At 62.2% G+C, this 22250-nt stretch carries 24 protein-coding genes; 22 read left to right on the top strand and 2 right to left on the bottom strand.

The features are described from left to right. Positions 1-90 precede the first annotated feature (90 nt). The gene (locus F758_RS0117370) at positions 91-630 is read right to left on the bottom strand and encodes a MarR family winged helix-turn-helix transcriptional regulator (RefSeq protein ID WP_024509056.1); all 540 of its coding nucleotides are present in this window, start codon (positions 628-630) and stop codon (positions 91-93) included. A 369-nt stretch (positions 631-999) separates the two neighbouring features. On the opposite strand from F758_RS0117370, the gene F758_RS0117365 reads away from it, so the two are divergent. From F758_RS0117365 to F758_RS0117355, 3 genes are all read left to right on the top strand, one after another. After that, entirely contained in the window at positions 1000-2568 is a 1569-nt protein-coding gene (locus F758_RS0117365) for a porin (RefSeq protein WP_024509055.1), read from the top strand. A 649-nt stretch (positions 2569-3217) separates the two neighbouring features. Continuing rightward, positions 3218-5272, top strand: a complete 2055-nt coding sequence (locus F758_RS0117360) for an FAD-dependent oxidoreductase (RefSeq protein ID WP_024509054.1) — start codon at positions 3218-3220, stop codon at positions 5270-5272. Between the two features lie 118 nt (positions 5273-5390). Beyond that, the gene (locus F758_RS0117355; protein ID WP_024509053.1) at positions 5391-7406 is read left to right on the top strand and encodes an ABC transporter ATP-binding protein; all 2016 of its coding nucleotides are present in this window, start codon (positions 5391-5393) and stop codon (positions 7404-7406) included. A 39-nt stretch (positions 7407-7445) separates the two neighbouring features. Here the strand turns inward: F758_RS0117355 and F758_RS44125 are convergent, their stop codons facing one another. Beyond that, the gene (locus F758_RS44125) at positions 7446-7706 is read right to left on the bottom strand and encodes a hypothetical protein (protein WP_283805867.1); all 261 of its coding nucleotides are present in this window, start codon (positions 7704-7706) and stop codon (positions 7446-7448) included. On the opposite strand from F758_RS44125, the gene F758_RS50850 reads away from it, so the two are divergent. From F758_RS50850 to rpsQ, 19 genes are all read left to right on the top strand, one after another. Next, positions 7683-7976, top strand: a complete 294-nt coding sequence (locus tag F758_RS50850; RefSeq protein WP_198026522.1) for a hypothetical protein — start codon at positions 7683-7685, stop codon at positions 7974-7976. The two genes, F758_RS44125 and F758_RS50850, sit on opposite strands and share 24 nt — an antisense overlap. 45 nt (positions 7977-8021) lie before the next feature. Then, a complete protein-coding gene (locus F758_RS0117345; protein ID WP_024509052.1) occupies positions 8022-9473 on the top strand; it encodes a multicopper oxidase family protein in 1452 nt (483 codons plus the stop codon). 38 nt (positions 9474-9511) lie between these two features. Next, the gene (chrA, locus tag F758_RS0117340) at positions 9512-10738 is read left to right on the top strand and encodes a chromate efflux transporter (protein WP_035722326.1); all 1227 of its coding nucleotides are present in this window, start codon (positions 9512-9514) and stop codon (positions 10736-10738) included. A gap of 11 nt (positions 10739-10749) precedes the next feature. Beyond that, a complete protein-coding gene (locus tag F758_RS0117335; protein ID WP_024509050.1) occupies positions 10750-11946 on the top strand; it encodes an MFS transporter in 1197 nt (398 codons plus the stop codon). Positions 11947-12628: 682 nt separating this feature from the next. Next, complete coding sequence (gene rpsL, locus F758_RS0117330) at positions 12629-13000, top strand: 30S ribosomal protein S12 (protein WP_011473880.1); 372 nt, start codon at positions 12629-12631, stop codon at positions 12998-13000. Positions 13001-13123: 123 nt separating this feature from the next. After that, the gene (gene rpsG / locus F758_RS0117325; RefSeq protein WP_024509049.1) at positions 13124-13594 is read left to right on the top strand and encodes a 30S ribosomal protein S7; all 471 of its coding nucleotides are present in this window, start codon (positions 13124-13126) and stop codon (positions 13592-13594) included. Between the two features lie 36 nt (positions 13595-13630). Beyond that, positions 13631-15703, top strand: coding sequence for an elongation factor G (gene fusA / locus F758_RS0117320; protein WP_024509048.1), 2073 nt, complete (start codon positions 13631-13633; stop codon positions 15701-15703). Positions 15704-15743: 40 nt separating this feature from the next. Further along, entirely contained in the window at positions 15744-16934 is a 1191-nt protein-coding gene (tuf, locus tag F758_RS0117315) for an elongation factor Tu (RefSeq protein ID WP_024509047.1), read from the top strand. Between the two features lie 84 nt (positions 16935-17018). Beyond that, the gene (gene rpsJ / locus F758_RS0117310) at positions 17019-17327 is read left to right on the top strand and encodes a 30S ribosomal protein S10 (protein ID WP_002712302.1); all 309 of its coding nucleotides are present in this window, start codon (positions 17019-17021) and stop codon (positions 17325-17327) included. Between the two features lie 58 nt (positions 17328-17385). Next, on the top strand, positions 17386-18108 hold the full coding sequence (gene rplC, locus F758_RS0117305) for a 50S ribosomal protein L3 (RefSeq protein ID WP_024509046.1): 723 nt from the start codon (positions 17386-17388) through the stop codon (positions 18106-18108). A 1-nt stretch (position 18109) separates the two neighbouring features. Then, positions 18110-18730: a 50S ribosomal protein L4 gene (gene rplD, locus F758_RS0117300; protein ID WP_024509045.1), complete on the top strand. Its 621-nt coding sequence runs from the start codon at positions 18110-18112 to the stop codon at positions 18728-18730. After that, complete coding sequence (locus F758_RS0117295; RefSeq protein ID WP_024509044.1) at positions 18727-19026, top strand: 50S ribosomal protein L23; 300 nt, start codon at positions 18727-18729, stop codon at positions 19024-19026. The genes rplD and F758_RS0117295 overlap by 4 nt, the downstream gene beginning before the upstream one ends. 12 nt (positions 19027-19038) lie before the next feature. Then, entirely contained in the window at positions 19039-19872 is an 834-nt protein-coding gene (gene rplB, locus F758_RS0117290) for a 50S ribosomal protein L2 (RefSeq protein ID WP_024509043.1), read from the top strand. 12 nt (positions 19873-19884) lie between these two features. Next, positions 19885-20163 carry a 30S ribosomal protein S19 gene (gene rpsS / locus F758_RS0117285; RefSeq protein ID WP_024509042.1) on the top strand — a complete coding sequence of 93 codons (279 nt, stop codon included), beginning with the start codon at positions 19885-19887 and terminating at the stop codon, positions 20161-20163. A gap of 10 nt (positions 20164-20173) precedes the next feature. Then, positions 20174-20554 carry a 50S ribosomal protein L22 gene (gene rplV / locus F758_RS0117280; protein WP_024509041.1) on the top strand — a complete coding sequence of 127 codons (381 nt, stop codon included), beginning with the start codon at positions 20174-20176 and terminating at the stop codon, positions 20552-20554. A gap of 21 nt (positions 20555-20575) precedes the next feature. Then, the gene (rpsC, locus tag F758_RS0117275) at positions 20576-21277 is read left to right on the top strand and encodes a 30S ribosomal protein S3 (protein ID WP_024509040.1); all 702 of its coding nucleotides are present in this window, start codon (positions 20576-20578) and stop codon (positions 21275-21277) included. Positions 21278-21306: 29 nt separating this feature from the next. Next, positions 21307-21720, top strand: coding sequence for a 50S ribosomal protein L16 (gene rplP, locus F758_RS0117270; protein ID WP_024509039.1), 414 nt, complete (start codon positions 21307-21309; stop codon positions 21718-21720). Between the two features lie 5 nt (positions 21721-21725). After that, a complete protein-coding gene (rpmC, locus tag F758_RS0117265; protein WP_024509038.1) occupies positions 21726-21932 on the top strand; it encodes a 50S ribosomal protein L29 in 207 nt (68 codons plus the stop codon). A gap of 10 nt (positions 21933-21942) precedes the next feature. Next, positions 21943-22191 (top strand): 30S ribosomal protein S17, encoded by a 249-nt coding sequence (gene rpsQ, locus F758_RS0117260; protein WP_024509037.1) that lies wholly within the window; start codon positions 21943-21945, stop codon positions 22189-22191. Positions 22192-22250 lie beyond the last annotated feature (59 nt).

Below are 22250 nucleotides of genomic sequence, written 5' to 3'. Positions count from 1 at the left end.
CCCAACCTGCGGCGTCATTGTGAGCGTAAGCAAAGCAACTAGACTTTCTCCGCGGATGCAGTCCGGATTCTTTCGCTGCTCGTTCCGGGCTCAGATGTCCAGGGTCACCTTCATGCAGGCCTTCTCGAGGCGCGCCTGCAGGGCGGCGAGTTTGTCGGTGATGTCTTCCAACTCGCGGTTGTCCAACTCCGCGAAGATGAACTCGTTCAAGGCTTCCTGCTGCGAGGCCAGACCTGCCAGATGCTTGTAGGTCTTGTCGGTCAGCGACATCTGGACAATCCGCGCATCTTCGGTCGACGGCCGGCGGCGGATAAAACCCTTCTTTTCCAGAAGCTTTGACTGGGTCGTGACGAACGACGAATCGACGTGCAGCCTCTTGGAGACGACGTTTACCGGCACGCCATCATTCTGGTCCAGGTCCGCCAAGGCCATCAGGATCATCCATTGCGGACCGCTGATGCCGAGCGTCTTGGCCCAGTAGTAGCGCAGTTCTTCGAGGTGCACGCTGATCGCGGCGATCACCCAAGTGAGTCGCCGGATTGCGTCCTGATTCTTGCCCGTGGCGCTGCTCAGACCGGGGACTCTTGTCGAACCGACTGGGCTCGCGCTCCTCTTGCTGTTCGCTCCCATGGCTCATCTTGTGCCAATTCTTCTGCAAAACAAGAAAAAAAGATCATTTACCAAGTCAATAAAGCAGCTTGGTGCGTCTTTTAAGCATCTGTGACGTTGCAAAAAGGATACATGCGTTCCGCAATCTAATAGCTGATCAAATAAACTATTTTGATTACCGAAGTGGCAAATGCATATTCGTTCCCGACGGCCTGGGGGTCCTGGATCGTCCCGTGAGGTGGTTCGCTCAAGTCCCGCGCATTTAGGGCGGGAAGTCCCAGACGCGCGAAACGACTGAGCGGTTTTTAAGGGGACAAGGGGGTCGGCCCCTGGGGGGATGCAAATCCGCTTGGCCGGCGCCTTTCCCAGTGAGCAACTTGGAGGATTGAAATGAAGACGATTAAGAGCCTCATCCTCGGCTCTGCGGCGGGCTTGCTCGCCGTGGGCGGGGCGCAGGCTGCTGATCTTCCCGTAAAGGCCAAAGCGGTCGAATACGTGAAGGTCTGTTCGCTGTACGGTGCTGGTTTCTGGTACATCCCGGGCACCGACACCTGCATCAAGCTGGGCGGCTACTTCCGCATCGACACCACCTTCAACGGCAGCCGCACGCAGGACGGACCGGCCTGGAACGGCGATTCCGGACTCGGTAATCGCTACAAGAACTACTTCATCACCCGTTCGCGTTTCGCGTTCACGACCGATACGCGCACCGCGACCGAGTACGGCGTGGTCCGTACCTTCGCGCAGGCCGACATCCAGTTCGACACGCTGGGCAACGACTCGCAGAACCCGAACGGCCTCGACACCCGCCTCGGCAACAACCAGAACCTGTTGAACACAACCGGTGGCGGCTATGTCGCAGTCGAGTATGTGTTCATCCAGTTCGCCGGCTTCACCTTCGGTAAGTCCTCCTCGGCCTATGCGACTCCTTGGGAAGGTTATCCAGGCAACAACTCGTCCTACTTGCTCGGCGGTCACGACACCGTCACCGGCGTGAACAACATCCAGTACACCGCGCAGTTTGGCAACGGCGTGTCGGCGACCATCGGCCTCGATGATCCGACCGTGTATAACCGCACTGCCGTGTACAACCTCTCGGTCCCGCTCAATACGGTCGGAATTGGGTCCAACGCCTATGCTGGCGTGCGTATGCCCGACGTGGTCGGCAACGTCCGCATCGACCAGGCCTGGGGTCTGTTCCAGATTTCGGGTGCGTTGCATGAGGTCAATGGCTCGTACAATACGCTGGGGGCCAGTGCGGCACCGACCAACGCTTCGATCCTGTCGGGTTCGCCGGACACGAAGTACGGTGGGTCGGTCATGGCCGCCTTGCAGATCAAGAACATCCCGACCGGACCGGGCGACGACATCAAGATCGATGCGACCTGGGCCAAGGGTGACACCAAGAACGTGATCGCGACCTCTTCGACGTCGCCGAACTTCCTGATGGCGGGCGGCACGCTCGGCCAGTTCGGGTCGGACGGCAGCATCGGCTTTGGTGCGACCACCGACGGCGTTTGGTTGCCCACCACCGCTACGGTTGGCGGTGTGAGGGGCGACGGTTCGATCCACTTGACCGAAGCCTTCGGCTTCCGCGGTGCGTTCAACCACAACTGGGATCCCTACTGGTCGACCAGCTTGTTCGGTGGCTGGAGCTGGGTGAAGTATGACGACACCGCCAAGGTCCAGTACTGCGCTGCCTATGGTGCGGTCGTCGCCGGCCTGAACACGACTTATAGCTGCGATCCGAACTTCTCGGTCTCACAGCTCGGCGTGATCACCCGCTGGACGCCGGTCAAGAACCTGACGTTCTCGGCCGAAGCGATGTGGACCCACCTGCATACCGGGTTCTCGGGATCGGCAACGTTCGCTGCGACTGCGCCGTCGCCGAACCAGACCTGGACGTTCAAGGATCAGGACACGCTGTCGTTCAACGTTCGCGCTCAGCGCAACTTCTGATCCAGCGATCGTCTTACGACTACGTAGTGAGCCCTCGGACGGAAATTCCGTCCGAGGGTTTTTCCTTGCTTCAGGGATGAGGTCGCCCGCGCTGCGCGGAACGGCGATCTTGGGGAGCCGGCGCGAGACTCGCCACTCGTGTCCTCCTTCCGTGATGCCGAAACGCCACACCGCGCCGGAAGAATAACGCTTTCTTCAAAACCTTATTTACTCATATAATCTGATAACATACTGTCCTCTGCAGGTAGCCGGTCAAATCGTTTGACGGCAGCTTAGTCTCGGGGAGACGTCACTACTTTTTGCTAAACCTCCAAAAGCCACCGGCGATGCCCCGCCGGTGGCTTTTCATTTGGACCGGCGCGCAGGCCTTGAGTGTTCGGCGGGCCTGACGGCGCGCGAACCGGCAGGCGGGATGCACCCAGCCAGGCGGGGCGGTTCCGGTTCTCCGGAGAAACGCCTCCGTGATGCCTCCGTATGACTACGGATCGGCCGAAAAAGGCGGCAAAAGAACCTATATTCATCCTGCTTCTCCAATTGTGCGCTGCGGCAGCAGGGTTTGTTCATCTTTCCTTCAGGCTCAAAAGCGCTTTTGCTGTTTTGACTTAGACCGGAAGTTCCTGGGGGAGCGGCCGGCAACCACGGAACAACCATGCTTGATCTTGCAATCGTCGGAGGCGGGCCCGGGGGCCTGATGAGCGCCTGGTATCTGAAGCGGAAACTGGGAAACCTGTGCCGCGTCACGATCTTCGAGGCGTCCGACCGCCTTGGCGGCAAGATCGTGACGCGCAAGTTCGATTCGGCTCCTGCGATGTATGAGGCGGGGGTTGCGGAGATTTACGATTACTCGATGACGGGGCCGGATCCCCTGCGCGAGCTAATTCAGCATTTCGGCCTGCAGACGATTCCGATAGATGCCGAGCAGGTCCAGCTCGATGGTGAACTTCTCAGCGATCTGCCCGGCATGCGTCGCAAATACGGCGCTAAGACTGCGGAGGCCATCGAAGCCTTCCGCAGGCGCTGCGCCGAGATGATCTCTCCGATCGAATATTACGAAGGCGTCGGTGCGCACGACAACGAGCATCCGTGGAGCCAGATCACGGCGGAGGAACTGCTCGACAGGGAAGTCGACGACGAGACCGCCAGGCGCTTTTTCAAGGTGATGGCCCGCTCCGACATCGCGACCGAAAGCCACAATACCAGCGGCCTGAACGCGCTGAAAAATTTCGTGATGGATATCGACGGCTATATCGGCCTGTACTCGATCCAGAACGGCAACGAGCAGTTGATCGAGTGCCTGCAGTCCGAGGTCGATGCGGACATTCAGCTTAATCATCGCGTCCTCAAGGTCGGCAAGGCCGCATCCGGCCGCTACCGGCTCAACATGATGAACGGCAAGGGACCGGAGACGCGGGAATTCGACCTCGTGCTGATGTGCCTGCCGCACTCCTGGCTCGCGACATTGGGCTGGGAGGGCGAGACCCTGCGCAAGTCGATGGTCAAGCACATCGCCTATTTCGACCGGCCGGCGCATTATCTGCGCGCATCGCTGCTGTTCGACGAGCCGTTCTGGGGCGAAAAGATCACGGGCGCCTGGTTCATGTCGGAGGCCTTCGGCGGCTGCTGCGTCTATAATGAAGGCGCGCGCCACGATGTCGGCAGGCACGGTGTGCTCAACTTCCTGATCCCCGGTTCCGACGCGCTGGCCTTCGCCAATCTCAGCGACGAGGAGCTGATCACGGCGGCGCTGAAGTCGCTGCCGGCCTCGCTCGGCGATGCCCGCGCGCACTTCATGGAAGGCAAGGTGCATCGCTGGCTGTCGTCGGTGAATGCGATCCCGGGCGGGCTGCCGGTGCGGGACGTTATGACCAATCACCGGCCTGAGCCGAAGGAGCATCCGGGCTTGGTGCTGGTCGGCGACTATCTGTTCGATTCGACCCTGAACGGGCTGCTCGATTCCTCGGATGCCGCGACCGACATCATCGTCACCGAGATGATGCGCCTGCGCCGCGCGCGCGCGCAGGACGGCAAGGCGCTGTCCGACAAGATCGATCACGACTATTTCGAGAATTACCGGGGGCTCGGCCCGTATCGCGACGTGTGGCGGCAGTTCACCGATCCCGCGTATCTGAGCGAGCTGATCAAGATCGTCTGGGGCCGGGACAAGGGCTTTAGGCTTCTGGTTGCCGGCTCCGCCAGCGGCGAATTGGTGGGCGCGCTGCGTGAGCGCGGCATCGATGCCTGGGGGATCGAGAACAACCGCTTCGTCCACGCCAAGACGCCGGAGGCGCTGAAGCCGTTCAATAAGTTCGGATCGATCGTCGATATGCCATTCGACGACGGCGAGTTCGATTTTGTATTCGAGACCAGTCTGTGCCACGTCACCGAAAAGCAGGTTCCTCGCGCCATTCGCGAACTCAATCGCGTGATCGAGACAGGTCTCATCTTCGGATCGGTCACCTCGGACATGGCGCCTGCCCTGATCGACCGCTACGATCTCTTGCGCGGGGTGAAGAAGCTCGGCACCTGGTGGGAATGGTCTGAACTGTTTTTCAGCAACGGTTTCGATCTCTCCATGCATCGCCACGACTGCAGCGACGCGCTATGGGCCGCGACCCTTGCCGCGAACAAGGGACCCGGTCAGTGGTATGCGGACGCCGAGAGCCTGCGCTACTCGTTCTTCGACAAGGTCGACGACGAGGAATAACCTCGTCGTCGCATTGCCGTATTAGTTTTGTTGATCGCGCGCGATCGCATGGAATTATTGCGGTGGCGCGCTTTCCCCTGTTTGCGGTCGTGCCGGCCGTGCAGCATCGGTTGGTCGAATGGCGCCCAAGCCTTCATTGTCGGAAAAAGAGATCCTGAGCGCTCTGGACGCGCCGGAGCCGGATGAGCGGTTCGGCGTCCAAAAAAGCGCGCCCATGCGCGTCGTCGAAAAGCATCCGGCGAAGCCGCCCTCCGACGAGCCGGAGGAGGACGATGAGGACGAGGCATTGGAACTCGAGGACGATGAGGACGAAGACCTCGTCGTTTTCAGCGCGAAGGAAGCCGCCGGTGCACTCGCGACCATCTACGGTTTCGTCAAACCCTTCTTGAGCAACTACAAGAAGACACTGGCATTCGTCAGCCTCGGCGTCGTCGTCGAGACGCTCTTCAACGTCATCATGCCGCTCAGCCTCAAGTTCCTGATCGATGATGCGCTGGGCGAGGAGGATTTCCAGGCCCTTTACCGCATCCTGGGCGTGCTGGCGGCAGCCGGCATCTTCACCTCGATCGTAGCTGTCTGGTACGAAAGATGGGACGCAAGGCTCGCGGCGGCGCTGATTTCAGATGTGCGCACCCGCTTGTTCGAGCATGTCCAGAATCTGCCGGCCGCATTTTTCGCGCGCACCAAGCGCGGCGAAATCCTGTCGCGCTTTTCCGTCGACATGTCCGCATTCGAGGGATCGGTCAAAGGCTTTTCCAACAGCGCGGCGCTGCCGTTTCTCGAATTGATCGCCGGCATCATCCTGATGCTGTTCTTGAACTGGCAGCTTGCCGTAGTGGCCTTGCTCGTGTTCCCGATTACGCTGATCGGCCCGCGCATTCTCACGCCCAAGGCGGTGCAGGCGAATTACGAACAGAAGCTCAACGAATCCGCGCTGCTCGGCATGCTGCAGGAGAATATCGCCGCGCAAGCGGTGGTGAAGGCCTTCAGCCTACAACGTAAAGCCTTCGGCTGGTTCCGCTTCCGCAACGACGAGGCGCGCCGCAAGATCGCGTCGGCCACGTTCCTGTCGACCATGGTCGAGCGTACCGTGACGATCGCGGTGCTGCTGCTGCACCTGGTCGTGCTGGCGATCGGCGCCTATCTCGCGACCAAGGGCCAGATCACCGTCGGCACCTTCGTCACCTTCGAGAGCGCGTTCTGGGAGGTGTCCTACAACATCGCCCATGTGATGCATTTCATCCCGGTGTCGATCTCTTCGGCCGCGGCGGTGCGTCACATCCAGGAACTGCTGGACGAGCCGACGCGTGGCGCCGACCGGCCCGGTGCGCCGGATCTGCCGGGCATCACCCATGATATCAGCTTCGATCACGTGACCTTCCAATATGAGGGTGCGCTGACGCCGGTGTTGGACGATTTCTCGCTCCGACTCGACGTCGGCAAGACGATCGCGATCGTGGGCCCCAGCGGCTCGGGCAAGAGCACGCTGCTGAATCTGGTCCTTCGCCTCTACGTGCCGGACGAGGGGAGGATCACCATCGACGGCATCGACATTCGCAAGGTCACCCGAGCGTCGCTGCGCGGCTGCATGGCGGTGGTGTTTCAGGAAAACATGCTGTTCAACATGTCGATCCGCGAGAACATCCGGCTCGGAAAGGAGGATGCAACGGACGAGGAGGTGGTCGAGGCTGCGCGCAAGGCCGAGATCCATCGCTACATCATGAGCCTGCCGCAGAAATACGACACGGTGGTGGGCGAACGCGGCGATACGCTCTCAGGTGGCCAGCGCCAGCGTATCGCGATTGCGCGCGCGATCATCCGCGATCCTGCGGTGCTGCTGCTTGACGAAGCGACCTCGGCGCTCGATCAGACTACGGAAGCCGCAATCAACCGCACGCTGCTCAAGCTAGCCAAGGGGCGAACGCTGATCTGGTCAACCCATCGCCTCACATCGGTGGTGGATATGGACGAAATTATCGTGGTTTCGGGTGGCAAGGCGATCGAGCGCGGCTCGCATCAGGAGCTCCTGGCGAAGAACGGCGTCTATCGCAAGCTCTGGGACGACCAAAGCCACGCGCAGCACGGTGCGGATCACGCAGACGACGAAGACGACGATGATGACGACGAGGACTGACCCGCCGCTACGCGCGCCACGGATAACAGGGATGCGTCGTTATTTCGCCAGCGGGTCCACACGCCCATGCGTCAAGGTCGTTTTGAGCCGTGCAATTCGCCCGTCAGCTCGCGAACCCTGATCTTCGCCAGCCGATTGGCCTCGCGCCCGAGTGCGGTCGCCCGATAGACGCGCCTGAAGGAGCGTCCCGGACGTTGCTTTCGTGACTTCAGGTAAACCGCCGCGCTCGAGGCCGTGCAGCATCGGATGAAGCGTCCCGGGGCTGAGCACGTAGCCATGTCGCGCAAGCTCATGGATCATCCACTGGCCGTAGAACTCGCCTTCGGAGGCGTGGTGCAGGATGTGGAGCCGGATCAGACCCTTGAACAGATCCTGATGCCTCATTTTAGCCATTGCGGGCGCCGCCCCCAGCCGCGTCTCACGATATTCGCCCTCTTGCTCGAAACAAGCCGCGGTGCTCGTTCCGCAAGGAGCCTGCTCGGTGTCCGAACATTCTGGTCACCAGATGTTGCTTCCCCCGAATATCAAAATCGGTCCACGATATCGACCTTCGATAATCTCGGGCGTTAGCATGATCCGGGCGGGGGGCCGTGAGTGAACGAATTGGAGGCAACCGTGTCGATTGACCGCCGCAATTTGCTCAAAGGCGCCGCCCTGGTGCCGCTCGCGGGCGCGTGGCCGCGGCTCGCGAGGGCCGAGGAGCCGGATAATGAGAAGGCTGACTACACCTTACGAATTGCCAATGGCCTGGTTGAGCTCGCTCCCGACCACATCGTCTCGACTACGCTCTACAATGGACAGTTTCCAGGACCACTGCTGCGCTTCCACGAGGGGCAGCGCGTCGTCGTCGACGTTCACAACGACACCGATGCGCCGGAGCTCGTTCACTGGCACGGGCAGATGATTCCGAGCGAGGTGGACGGTGCGGCCGAGGAGGGCACGCCCTTCGTGCCTCCCCATGGCATGCGCAGGATTGCGTTCACCCCGAAGCCCTCGGGCTTTCGCTTCTATCACACCCATGTTGTAGCGGGCAGTGATCTCGATCGCGGCACCTATACGGGCCAGGCCGGCCCGGTCTACATCGAGCCGCGCAACAATCCCGGTGCCTACGACCAGGAAATCTTCCTGGTCTTGAAGGAGTTCGAGCCCTCTTTCAGTCATGGCGGTGACATGCCGATGGAGGCGCTGGTCGGCGAGCCGATCAAGGCGCTGCAGGACATCGGCAAGGCCGCCGACCCGGCGGCGAAAGAAAAGGCGAAGGGTTACGAAGTCAGCTACGACCTGTTCTCCGTCAATGGCAGGATGCTGGGCCATGGTGAGCCCATCCGTGTCAAGCAGGGCGAGCGGGTGCTCTTTCATGTGCTCAATGCCAGCGCGGGCGAGATACGCAGCCTTGCGCTGCCGGGACATAGCTTCAATGTCGTCGCCCTGGATGGCAATCCGGTGCCAACCGAGGCCGAGGTGCCGCTGCTCTGGATCGGGACTGCCGAACGCGTTTCCGCCATCGTCGAAATGAAGCATCCCGGCGTCTGGATCATGGGCGATCTCGCCGACGACGATCGAAACCGCGGGATGGGCATCGTCGTCGAATATGCTGGCCACAAGGGCAAACCGCAGTGGAGCAAGCCGAAGCCGTTCCGCTGGGACTACAGCCGGTTCGGCAAGGCAAACGCTTCGCCCGCAGCGCCTGACGAGACGATGGAGTTTACGATCGTCAAGCACAATGCGGCGCTCGGCGGCTTCAACCAGTGGACACTCAATGGCGAGGCGTTTTCGATGGACAGCCTCAAGCCCGCCTATACGATCGAAAAGGGGCGGCGCTATCGCCTGAAATTCCGCAACGCCAGCGACGACATTCACCCGCTGCATCTGCACCGACACAGCTTCGAACTCGTTCGCGTCGGCGGAAAGCCGATGGCGGGCGTGATCAAGGATGTGGTGATGCTCGGCGGCTTTCAGGAGGCGGAATTCGACTTCGTTGCCGACAATCCCGGATCGACTTTATTTCACTGTCATCAGCAACTGCATATGGATTTCGGCTTCATGGCGCTCTTCAACTACGCCTGACGAAGCCGGAGCGGCATGACCGCGAAGAAGGGGGTTCGATGGCAGGCATTGCTCAACCGCGGCAGTCGGAGGCTTCGGGGAAGGGGGCCGCCCTCGAGGTCCTCTCGGTCTTTCTCAGGCTGGGCTTGAGCTGTTTCGGCGGACCGATCGCGCATATCGGCTATTTTCGTGATGAGTTCGTCACGCGCCGGCGCTGGCTCGACGAGCAGGCCTATGCCGATCTGGTTGTGTTGTGCCAATTTCTGCCGGGGCCTGCGAGCAGCCAGGTCGGCTTCTCCATCGGTCTGATGCGGGCCGGCTATCTCGGCGGGCTGGCGGCATGGACCGGCTTCACTCTGCCGTCAGCCATCGTGTTGGTGCTGTTTGCCTATGGCGCGGCCTCGCTAGGCGGCCCGCTCGGCACGGGCTTGCTGCACGGCCTCAAGCTCGTCGCGGTTGCAATTGTCGCGCAGGCGGTTTGGGGCATGGCGCGTTCACTTTGTCCCGATCGCGAGCGCGCCTCGATCGCGGCCGTTGCCGCCCTCATCATTCTCTTCAGCACCGCCTCAGTCGCGCAGATCGCGGCGATCCTGCTCGGCGCGCTGGCAGGCCTCTGCCTCTGCCGCGGCGCCCCCCCGCCGACCGGCGGGCATGTCAGCATGCCGGTCTCGCGCCGCGCTGGCGTAGCGGCGCTTGCCGCTTTCTTCATCCTTCTGGTCGGGGTCCTGGCCGTATCGGGCCATTCGCGGGCCGGCGGGCTCGATCTGTTCGCGGCCTTCTATCGCTCCGGCGCGCTGGTGTTCGGGGGCGGCCACGTGGTGCTGCCGCTGCTCCGTGAAGCCTTCGTCACGCCAGGCTGGATCAGCGACGATGCCTTTCTCGCCGGCTACGGCGCGGCGCAGGCGGTGCCGGGACCGCTCTTTACCTTCGCCGCCTATCTCGGCACCGTCGTCAGGCCGGAGCCGCACGGCGTCGCCGGCGCGGCACTCGGCCTGATCGGCATATTCCTTCCGGGAATCCTGATTCTCCTCGGCATGCTGCCGTTCTGGGACGCATTCCGGATGCGGCCGGACGCGCAGGCCGCCATGCGCGGGGTCAATGCCGCCGTGGTCGGCATTCTCGGGGCGGCCCTTTACAACCCGGTCTTCACCTCAAGCGTGAAGGCGCCGCCTGATTTCGCGATCGCCCTGGTCGGTTTCGTGCTGCTGATCGCGTGGCGGGCGCCGCCGCTTGTGGTCGTCATCGCAAGTGCCTGCGGCGGCATGGCGCTTGCCCTGACATCCTAAACGAGGGCTCCATGGCCGTCCTGTTCCAGCGCTATTTCGCAGGACTGTCGCGCAACACCTTTCTGCTCGCGCTCTCCAGCCTGTTCGCCGACATCTCTACCGAGATGCTCTATCCGGTCTTGCCGGTCTTTCTCACCCAAGTGCTGCACGCGACCGGCAGCATCGTCGGCCTCGTAGACGGTTTTGCCCAGGCCACCCAGAACATCGTACAGGGGTTCTCCGGGGCAATGTCCGATCGTCTGCAGAGGCGCAAGCCGGTAGCACTCGCCGGCTATTTGCTGGCTGCGCTGGCCAAGCCGCTGATGGGGTTGGCCACGGTCTGGGAAGGCCTGTTCGCCGCGCGACTGCTCGATCGCATCGGGGCGGGCACGCGCTCCGCGCCCCGCGATGCCCTTGTTGCCTCCTCCGTCGAGGAACGTGACAGGGGCAGGGCCTTCGGCCTGGAAGGCCTGGGCGACAATGCCGGCGCATTCCTCGGGCCCCTGGTCGCGCTCTTCCTGCTCTATGCGGTTCACCTTGAGCTGCGCAGCATCTTCTATGTCGCGGTGATTCCCGGATTGCTCGCCCTTCTGATGGTGCTGCTGGTGACTGAGCGGCAGGTCGCGATCGCCGCAAAGGCCAGGATCGACGTCAACCTGGGGCGATTTCCGCGCCGTTACTGCAAATACCTGCTGGCAACCGCCGTATTTGGCGTCGGCAATTCTTCCAACGCGTTCCTGATTCTGCAGACGAGAGATGCCGGGGTCTCGCTGGAAGCCACGATCCTGATCTACGCCGCCTTCAACCTGGTGGCGGCCTTGATCTCCTATCCGGCGGGCGCCATGTCCGACCGCTGGGGCCGTCGCAATCTGCTGCTCGCCGCCTTTGCGGTGTTCTTCATCACCTATCTCGGCTTTGCGCTGACACGGGATGTCATGCTGATCGGCGCCTTGTTCGTGCTGTATGGGCTGTATCAGGGCATGTTCCGCGCGGTGGGCAAGGCCCTGGCCGCCGACCTCGTACCCGAATCGCTACGCGCCAGTGGCGTCGGCTGGTACAGCACCACCGTCGGACTCCTGCAGCTCTTTGCGAGTGTGGTTGCCGGATTGTTATGGGACCGAATCGGCCACGAGTCCGTGTTCTATTATGGCGCTATCTTCGCGGCGGCGGGCGGCGTCGGCTTGCTGGCCTTGGTGCCTGGCGATGCCAGGCACGGCCTATCGCGATGACCAGGGATTTTTGCGCGGGTCTGGCCATATAATTCCGGGTTAAAAAAGGTGGATCAGGTCGATATCGAGCGCCAAGTCGAATGCCTTAAGATCTCGAATGCTTTAAAGTAAAGGTGTAGGCGGCTAGGATGGCCTCGACCCTCGGTTGCATGTTTGCGAAGCAGTCAATTCCATAACTGCGAAAGGCGCTTCTCCCATTCTCCTTGACTTGTGGTTTCGCCTTGACTTGCCTATTTCACGCTTATACAACGCGCCCACTTAACGACAGGCGGTGAGCAACGCCAGCGTCGGCACGGAACACCCATCCCGCCCCCGGTGGCATGGATGGGCACCAACCTCGACGAATGCCGCTCAAACGCTGTCGCAAATAGCTAGGCAATGCCAGGACGATTTTAGTTCTCTAGAGCACGTCCTCTTGAGATTGAATTCGGATGCATGACCTCGGTGGCGGGCCGAACAGCACATGCTGTTAGGTCAATAAACCGCGGTCCTCTGTGGCGTCGAAGCGCTTTCCGCTCAGCGATGAGCGGTTGGCGCGATTTCGCTTTGCGCGATTGTTTTTCGCAAGAAGCGGAGCCCGGCGGGGGCGGGTAACCCTCGAAACCGCCGGGGCGGGTAACCCCGAACGAGAGATTTTTGCGAAGCCGATCGGTTTCGCGCGAACTGGAAGGTGAAGGCCAAGATGCCGACGATCAACCAACTGATCGCAAGTCCGCGCGTGGTGCAGAAGTCGCGCAAGAAGGTGCCGGCGCTGCAGCAGTCGCCGCAGAAGCGCGGCGTGTGCACGCGCGTCTATACGACGACCCCGAAGAAGCCGAACTCGGCGCTCCGCAAGGTCGCCAAGGTGCGCCTGACCAACGGCTTCGAGGTGATCGGCTACATCCCGGGCGAGGGCCATAACCTGCAGGAGCACTCGGTGGTGATGATCCGCGGCGGCCGTGTCAAGGACCTGCCTGGCGTTCGCTACCACATTCTCCGCGGCGTCCTCGATACCCAGGGCGTCAAGAACCGTAAGCAGCGCCGTTCGAAGTACGGCGCCAAGCGTCCGAAATAAGTGGCCGGAGCGTAGCGAAGGTCATTCTCGGGCGAACGAAGTGAGACCCCGGGACCTCGAGCAAGGAACTAAGTCGTGGATGGCCGGGGCAAGTCCGGCCATGACGAGGAAAGAAACGAACAGATGTCGCGTCGCCATTCTGCCGAAAAGCGTGAAGTGCTTCCGGACCCGAAGTTCGGAAACATCATCATTACGAAGTTCATGAACTCGGTGATGTATGCCGGGAAGAAGTCGGTCGCCGAAAGCATCGTCTACGGCGCGCTCGGCATCATCGAGAACAAGACCAAGCAGAACCCGCTGACGGTTTTCGAGCAGGCGCTGGAAAACGTCATGCCGACGATCGAGGTGCGCTCCCGCCGCGTCGGCGGTGCCACCTACCAGGTTCCGGTCGAGGTTCGCTCGGTGCGCCGGCAGGCCCTGGGGATTCGTTGGCTGATCGCGGCTGCGCGCGACCGCAACGAGAAGACCATGACCGAGCGGCTCTCGGCGGAGCTGCTCGACGCGTCGAACAACAGGGGGAACGCCGTCAAGAAGCGTGAGGACGTGCACCGCATGGCGGAAGCCAACCGCGCCTTCTCGCATTATCGCTGGTGATGTCAGCGGACGAACGGAATTTGAAGGAATAGCTCCATGCCCCGTCAACATGCCATCGAGGACTACCGCAACTTCGGTATCATGGCGCATATCGACGCCGGTAAGACCACGACCACCGAGCGCATCCTCTATTACACCGGCAAGAGCCACAAGATCGGCGAAGTGCACGAAGGTGCCGCGACGATGGATTGGATGGAGCAGGAGCAGGAGCGTGGCATCACCATCACCTCCGCTGCGACCACCGCGTTCTGGAACGGCAAGCGGCTGAACATCATCGACACGCCCGGCCACGTCGACTTCACCATCGAGGTCGAGCGTTCGCTTCGCGTGCTGGACGGTGCCGTATGCGTGCTCGATTCCAACCAGGGCGTCGAGCCCCAGACTGAAACCGTCTGGCGCCAGGGCGACAAGTACAGGGTTCCGCGCATCGTCTTCGCCAACAAGATGGACAAGACCGGCGCCGACTTCTTCAAGTGCCTGTCCGACATCGTCGATCGCCTGGGTGCCAAGCCGGTCGCGATCCAGCTCCCGATCGGTGCCGAGAACAACTTCAAGGGCGTCGTCGACCTCGTGAAGATGAAGGGTATTGTCTGGAACGACGAGTCGCTCGGCGCGAAATTCGACTATGTCGACATCCCCGCCGATCTCGCCGACCAGGCCAAGGAGTATCGCGAGAAGCTGGTGGAGGCCGCCGTCGAGCTCGATGACGACGCCATGACCGCCTATCTCGAAGGCAAGGAGCCGGACGAGGCGACGCTGAAGAGGTTGATCCGTAAAGCGGTGCTCTCGGGCGCGTTTTATCCGGTGCTGTGCGGCTCGGCGTTCAAGAACAAGGGCGTGCAGCCGCTGCTCGATGCCGTTGTCGACTACCTGCCGTCCCCGCTCGACGTGCCCGCGATCAAGGGCACCGACGACAAGGGCAACGAGGTCGTGCGTAAGGCCGACGACAAGGAGCCGCTGTCGCTGCTCGCGTTCAAGATCATGGACGACCCGTTTGTCGGCACCATCACCTTCTGCCGCATCTATTCGGGCGTGCTGGCGTCGGGCACCGGCGTCATCAACTCGACCCGCGAGAAGAAGGAGCGGATCGGGCGCATGCTGTTGATGCATGCGAACAACCGCGAGGACATCAAGGAAGCCTATGCCGGCGACATCGTCGCGCTGGCGGGCCTGAAGGAAGCGCGCACCGGCGATACGCTGTGCGACCCCAACCATCCCGTGATCCTGGAAAAAATGGAATTCCCGGAGCCGGTGATCGAGATCGCGATCGAGCCGAAGTCGAAGGCGGACCAGGAAAAGCTGGGCATCGCGCTCGCCAAGCTCGCCGCCGAGGATCCGTCGTTCCGGGTGTCGACCGATCACGAGTCCGGCCAGACCATTCTGAAGGGCATGGGCGAACTCCATCTCGACATCAAGGTCGATATCCTGAAGCGTACCTACAAGGTCGACGCCAATATCGGCGCGCCGCAGGTGGCGTTCCGTGAGCGGGTGACCAGGCGGGTCGAGCATAGCTACACCCACAAGAAGCAGACCGGCGGTACCGGTCAGTTCGCCGCGGTGACCCTCGTCGTCGAGCCGAACGAGCCGGGCAAGGGCTACGAGTTCGAATCGAAGATCGTCGGCGGTGCGGTGCCGAAGGAATACATTCCGGGTGTCGAAAAGGGCCTCGAGAGCGTGCTGGGCTCGGGCGTTGTCGCGGGCTTCCCGGTGGTGGACGTGAAGGTGCAGCTCATCGACGGCAAGTTCCACGACGTCGACTCATCGGCGCTGGCCTTCGAAATCGCAACGCGCGCTTGCTTCCGCGAGGCGCTGCAGATGGGCAAGTCCGTTCTGCTCGAGCCGATCATGAAGGTCGAGGTGGTGACGCCGGAAGACTACACCGGCTCCGTCATCGGCGACCTCAACTCGCGGCGCGGGCAGATCCAGGGTCAAGACATGCGCGGCAACGCCAACGTCATCAGTGCGATGGTGCCGCTCATGAACATGTTCGGTTACGTGAATAACCTGCGCTCGATGAGCCAGGGGCGCGCAACCTTCACGATGCAGTTCGACCACTACGCGGAAGCGCCGGCGAACGTATCGGCAGAAGTCCAGAAGAAGTTTGCCTGATTGTCGGTAGCTGCAAGCTAGCGATTGAACGGAGAGTCAAATGGCCAAAGCAAAGTTTGAACGTACCAAACCGCACTGCAACATCGGAACGATCGGTCACGTCGACCACGGCAAGACGTCGCTGACGGCGGCGATCACCAAGATCTTGGCGGAAACCGGCGGTGCAACGTTCACGGCGTACGACCAGATCGACAAGGCGCCGGAAGAGAAGGCGCGCGGCATCACCATCTCGACCGCCCACGTCGAGTACGAGACCCAGAAGCGTCACTATGCGCACGTCGACTGCCCCGGCCACGCCGACTATGTGAAGAACATGATCACCGGCGCGGCCCAAATGGACGGTGCGATCCTGGTCGTGTCGGCTGCTGACGGCCCGATGCCGCAGACCCGCGAGCACATCCTGCTCGCCCGTCAGGTCGGCGTGCCCGCGCTCGTCGTGTTCCTCAACAAGTGCGACATGGTCGACGATCCGGAGCTGCTCGAGCTCGTCGAACTCGAGGTGCGCGAGCTGCTCTCGAAGTACGAGTTCCCGGGCGACAAGATCCCGATCATCAAGGGCTCGGCGCTGGCCGCCCTTGAAGACTCCGACAAGAAGCTCGGTCACGACGCGATCCTCGAGCTGATGCGCAATGTCGACGAGTACATTCCGCAGCCCGAGCGTCCGGTCGATCAGCCCTTCTTGATGCCGGTCGAAGACGTGTTCTCGATCTCCGGCCGCGGCACCGTGGTGACCGGCCGTGTCGAGCGCGGCGTGATCAAGGTCGGCGAGGAAATCGAGATCGTCGGTCTGCGTCCGACTCAGAAGACCACCGTCACGGGCGTCGAAATGTTCCGCAAGCTGCTGGATCAGGGGCAGGCGGGCGACAACATCGGTGCGCTGCTTCGCGGCACCAAGCGCGAGGAAGTCGAGCGCGGCCAGGTGCTGTGCAAGCCGGGTTCGGTCAAGCCGCACACCAAGTTCAAGGCCGAGGCCTACATCCTCACCAAGGAGGAGGGCGGTCGTCACACCCCGTTCTTCACCAACTATCGTCCGCAGTTCTATTTCCGCACCACCGACGTGACCGGAGTCGTGCATCTGCCGGAAGGCACCGAAATGGTGATGCCGGGCGACAACGTGAACATGGAAGTGCACCTGATCGTGCCGATCGCGATGGAAGAGAAGCTGCGCTTCGCCATCCGTGAAGGCGGCCGCACCGTCGGCGCCGGCGTCGTTGCCGCGATCATCGAGTAAGCAAACTAACGAATAGGGGTAGCGAGTAGCCGATGAAAATCGGCCGCTCGCTGTCCACCACCGACTTAAAGAAAGCAAATGGCAATGAACGGCCAGAATATTCGCATACGGCTCAAGGCGTTCGACCATCGGATCCTCGATACGTCGACCCGTGAGATCGTGAACACGGCGAAACGGACCGGCGCGCAGGTTCGCGGACCCATTCCGCTGCCGACCCGCATCGAGAAGTTCACCGTCAACCGTTCGCCGCACGTCGACAAGAAGAGCCGCGAGCAGTTCGAGATGCGCACCCACAAGCGCCTTCTCGATATTGTCGATCCGACACCGCAGACCGTCGATGCTCTCATGAAGCTCGATCTGGCCGCCGGCGTCGACGTCGAGATCAAGCTCTAAGAATTTCAATTCCGTCCGCTTGTCATGAAGCGGACAGTTAAGGACAGGAAGCACACCGATGCGCTCCGGAGTGATCGCACAAAAGGTCGGGATGACGCGGGTCTTCACAGAGACCGGCGAACATATCCCGGTGACCGTGCTGAAGCTGGGCAATTGCCAGGTGCTGGGCCACCGCACCAAGGACAAGAACGGCTATGTCGCGCTGCAGCTCGGCGCCGGCGCCCGCAAGACGGTCTACATGCCGAAGGCCGAGCGCGGCCAGTTCGCGGTCGCCAAGGTCGAGCCGAAGCGCAAGGTCGCGGAATTCCGCGTGTCCGAGGATGCGCTGATCCCGGTCGGCGCGGAGATCCAGGCCGATCACTTCGTGGTCGGCCAGTTCGTCGACGTGACCGGCACCTCGATCGGTAAGGGTTTCGCGGGCGGCATGAAGCGCTGGAACTTTGGCGGTCTGCGCGCGACCCACGGTGTGTCGATCTCGCACCGTTCGATCGGTTCGACCGGCGGCCGTCAGGACCCCGGCAAGACCTGGAAGAACAAGAAGATGCCCGGCCACATGGGTGTCGATCGTATCACCACGCTGAACTTGCGTGTGGTGCAGACCGACGTCGAGCGCGGCCTGATCCTGGTCGAAGGCGCCGTTCCCGGCTCCAAGGGCGGCTGGATCAGGGTGCGCGACGCCATCAAGAAGCCGCTGCCGAAGGATGCGCCGAAGCCCGGCAAGTTCAAGGTCGCGGGCTCGGGCGAACAGGCGGCCGAAGCGCCGGCCGAGCAGGGAGCGTGAAATGGAACTGAAAGTCACGACTCTCGAAGGCAAGGAAGCGGGTTCGGTCACGCTCTCGGACGAGATTTTCGGTCTCGAGCCGCGTGCCGACATCATCGCCCGCTGCGTGCAGTGGCAGCTCAACAAGCGCCAGGCCGGCACGCACAAGGTCAAGGGCCGCGCCGAGATCTGGCGCACCGGCAAGAAGATGTACAAGCAGAAGGGCACCGGCGGTGCCCGTCACGGCTCGGCCCGCGTGCCGCAGTTCCGAGGTGGCGGTCGTGCCTTCGGTCCGGTGGTGCGTTCGCACGCCACCGACCTGCCGAAGAAGGTCCGCGCGCTCGCGCTCAAGCACGCGCTCTCGGCCAAGGCCAAGGACGGCGACCTGGTTGTGCTGCAGGAGGCGAAGCTCGAGGCCGCCAAGACCAAGGCGCTGGTCGGACATTTCTCCGGCCTGGGGCTGACCAATGCGCTGATCATCGACGGCGCCGAGCTGCATAACGGCTTTGCCGCCGCCGCTCGCAACATCCCGAACATGGACGTGCTGCCGATCCAGGGCATCAACGTCTACGACATTCTGCGCCGTCAGAAGCTGGTGCTGACCAAGGCGGCGATCGATGCGCTGGAGGCGCGCTTCAAATGAAGAATATCGAGCCCCGCCATTACGACGTGATCATCGCACCGGTCGTGACCGAAAAGGCCACGATGGCGTCCGAGCACAATAAGGTCCTGTTCAAGGTCGCCGCGAAGGCGACCAAGCCGCAGATCAAGGAAGCGATCGAGAAGCTCTTCGACGTCAAGGTGAAGAGCGTGAACACGCTGGTGCGCAAGGGCAAGACCAAGGTGTTCCGCGGCAATTTCGGTTCGCAGTCGGACTCAAAGCGCGCGATCGTGACCCTCGAAGAGGGCCACCGTATCGACGTGACCACCGGACTCTAAGGCGAAACGGTCATGGCACTTAAAAACTACAATCCCACGACCCCGGGTCAGCGCCAGCTGGTCACGGTCGATCGCTCGGCGCTCTACAAGGGCAAGCCGGTCAAGATCCTGACCGAGGGCAAGCTGTCGACCGGCGGACGCAACAACAACGGCCGCATCACCGTGCGCTTCCGGGGTGGCGGCCACAAGAAGGCCTATCGCCTGGTCGACTTCAAGCGCAACAAGGTCGATGTCCCCGCGACCGTGGAGCGGCTGGAATATGATCCGAACCGCACCGGCTTCATCGCGCTGATCAAGTACCAGGACGGCGAGCAGGCCTATATCCTGGCGCCGCAGCGCATGGCCGTGGGCGACACGATCATCGCCGGCAACTATGTCGACGTGAAGCCGGGCAATGTCATGCCGCTCGGCAACATGCCGGTCGGCACCATCGTGCACAATATCGAGACCAAGATCGGCAAGGGCGGTCAGCTCGCGCGTTCCGCCGGCACCTATGCCCAGATCGTCGGCCGCGACCAGGACTACGTCATTCTCCGCCTGAACTCCGGGGAGCAGCGTCTGGTGCACGGCCGCTGCCGCGGCAGCATCGGCGCGGTGTCCAACCCCGATCACATGAACATCTCGATCGGCAAGGCGGGACGCAAGCGCTGGCTCGGCCGCCGGCCGCATAACCGCGGCGTCGCCATGAACCCGATCGATCACCCGCACGGCGGCGGCGAAGGCCGCACCTCGGGCGGCCGTCATCCGGTCACCCCATGGGGCAAGCCCACCAAGGGCAAGAAGACCCGCTCCAACAAGTCGACCGACAAATTCATTCTCCTAAGCCGCCACAAGCGGAAGAAGTAAGGAACGCCGGACATGGTTCGTTCAGTCTGGAAAGGCCCGTTCGTCGAAGCGTCGCTGCTGAAGAAGGCAGATGCGGCGCGCGCCTCCGGCCGTCATGACGTGATCAAGATCTGGAGCCGCCGCTCGACCATCCTGCCGCAGTTCGTCGGGCTGACCTTCGGCGTCTACAACGGCCAGAAGCACGTGCCGGTCTCGGTCAACGAGGAAATGGTCGGTCACAAGTTCGGCGAGTTCTCACCGACCCGGACCTTCCACGGCCATTCGGGCGACAAGAAAGCCAAGAAGGCTTGAGGATTAAGCCATGAGCAAACCAAAGCGCCAACGCGCCCTCGCGGACAATGAGGCCAAGGCGGTCGCCCGGATGCTGCGGGTGAGCCCGCAGAAGCTCAACCTGGTCGCGCAGATGATCCGCGGCCGCAAGGCCTCTGCCGCGCTCGCCGACCTGCAGTTCTCGCGCAAGCGGATCGCGGTCGACGTGAAGAAGTGCCTGGAGTCGGCGATTGCGAATGCCGAGAACAACCACGACCTCGACGTCGATGATCTCGTGGTCTCGCAAGCGTTCGTCGGCAACGGCATCGTGATGAAACGTTTCGCTCCGCGCGGCCGTGGCCGTTCGGGTCGCATTTTCAAACCGTTTTCGCAGCTGACGATCGTGGTTCGTCAGGTCGAGGCGAGCGCGTAAGACGAGGCGTAGGAGAATAAGATGGGTCAGAAGATCAATCCGATCGGCTTGCGTCTCGGCATCAACCGGACCTGGGACTCGCGCTGGTTCGCCGGCAAGGCCGAGTACGGCAAGCTGCTGCACGAGGACGTCAAGATCCGCGAGATCCTGCACAAGGAATTGAAGCAGGCCGCGGTCGCGCGCATCGTCATCGAGCGCCCGCACAAGAAGTGCCGCGTCACCATCCACTCGGCGCGTCCGGGCGTTGTGATCGGCAAGAAGGGCGCCGACATCGACAAGCTGCGCAAGAAGGTCGCCGACATCACCTCGTCGGATGTCGTCATCAACATCGTCGAGATTCGCAAGCCTGAGCTCGATGCGACACTCGTCGCCGAATCGATCGCGCAGCAGCTTGAGCGTCGCGTCGCGTTCCGCCGCGCGATGAAGCGCGCGGTGCAGTCGGCGATGCGGCTGGGCGCCGAAGGCATCCGTATCAACTGCTCGGGCCGCCTGGGCGGTGCGGAAATCGCGCGCATGGAGTGGTATCGCGAGGGCCGGGTGCCGCTGCACACCCTACGCGCGGACATCGACTACGGTGTCGCCACCGCGTTCACGACCTTCGGCACCTGCGGCGTGAAGGTCTGGATCTTCAAGGGCGAGATCCTCGAGCACGATCCGATGGCGCAGGACAAGCGGATGGCCGAGGGCGAGAGCAGCACGCGGCAGCGCCGCGACGCCGCCTAAGGCAAAGAAGAGTTTGAGGGCTTAAAGCCATGATGCAACCAAAGAAAACGAAGTTCCGGAAGGCGCATAAGGGCCGGATCCACGGCGTCGCGTCTTCGGGCGCGACGTTGTCGTTCGGCCAGTTCGGCCTGAAGGCCTTGGAGCCGGAGCGTGTCACAGCGCGCCAGATCGAGGCCGCCCGCCGTGCGCTCACCCGTCACATGAAGCGCGCCGGCCGCGTCTGGATCCGTGTGTTCCCGGACGTGCCGGTGTCGAAGAAGCCGGCCGAAGTCCGCATGGGCTCCGGCAAGGGCTCGCCGGAATTGTGGGTGGTGCGGGTGAAGCCCGGCCGCGTGCTGTTCGAAATCGACGGCGTCAATAACCAGACCGCGCGTGAGGCCCTGGGGCTCGCCGCCGCCAAGCTGCCGATCAAGACGCGCTTCGTCGAGCGCATTGCGGAGTAATGCTCATGGCCCAGATGAAAGTTGCCGACATTCGCGCGATGAGCCCCGACCAGATGGAGGATGCCATTCTCAATCTGAAGAAGGAGCGTTTCAACCTGCGCTTTCAGCGCGCCACCGGGCAGCTCGAGAACACCTCGCGGCTGAAAGAGGCGCGCCGCGACATCGCCCGCATCAAGACCATCGCCGCCGAACAGCGCGCGAAGAAGAAGTAAGGGACAACCTATGCCGAAACGTACGCTGCAGGGTGTGGTCGTCAGCGACAAGCAAGCCAAGACGGTGGTGGTGCGCGTCGATCGCCGCTTCACCCACCCGATCTACAAGAAGACGATCCGCCGCTCCAAGAACTACCACGCGCACGACGAGAACAACGAGTTCAAGCCGGGCGACACCGTGTGGATCGAGGAGAGCAAGCCGATCTCGAAGTTGAAGCGCTGGACTGTGATCCGGGGCGAACAAAAGAAAACCGCCTGAGGCGGGCTCCGGCTTTAGGTGGCCGGGCCGGCTTTTTTGAAAGTTCAAAGCGCAAGCTG

The organism is Bradyrhizobium sp. ARR65 (assembly GCF_000472385.1).
GTDB lineage: Bacteria > Pseudomonadota > Alphaproteobacteria > Rhizobiales > Xanthobacteraceae > Bradyrhizobium.
Note: the sequence above shows the minus strand (reverse complement) of the source record. Positions and strands in the feature narration are given on the sequence as shown.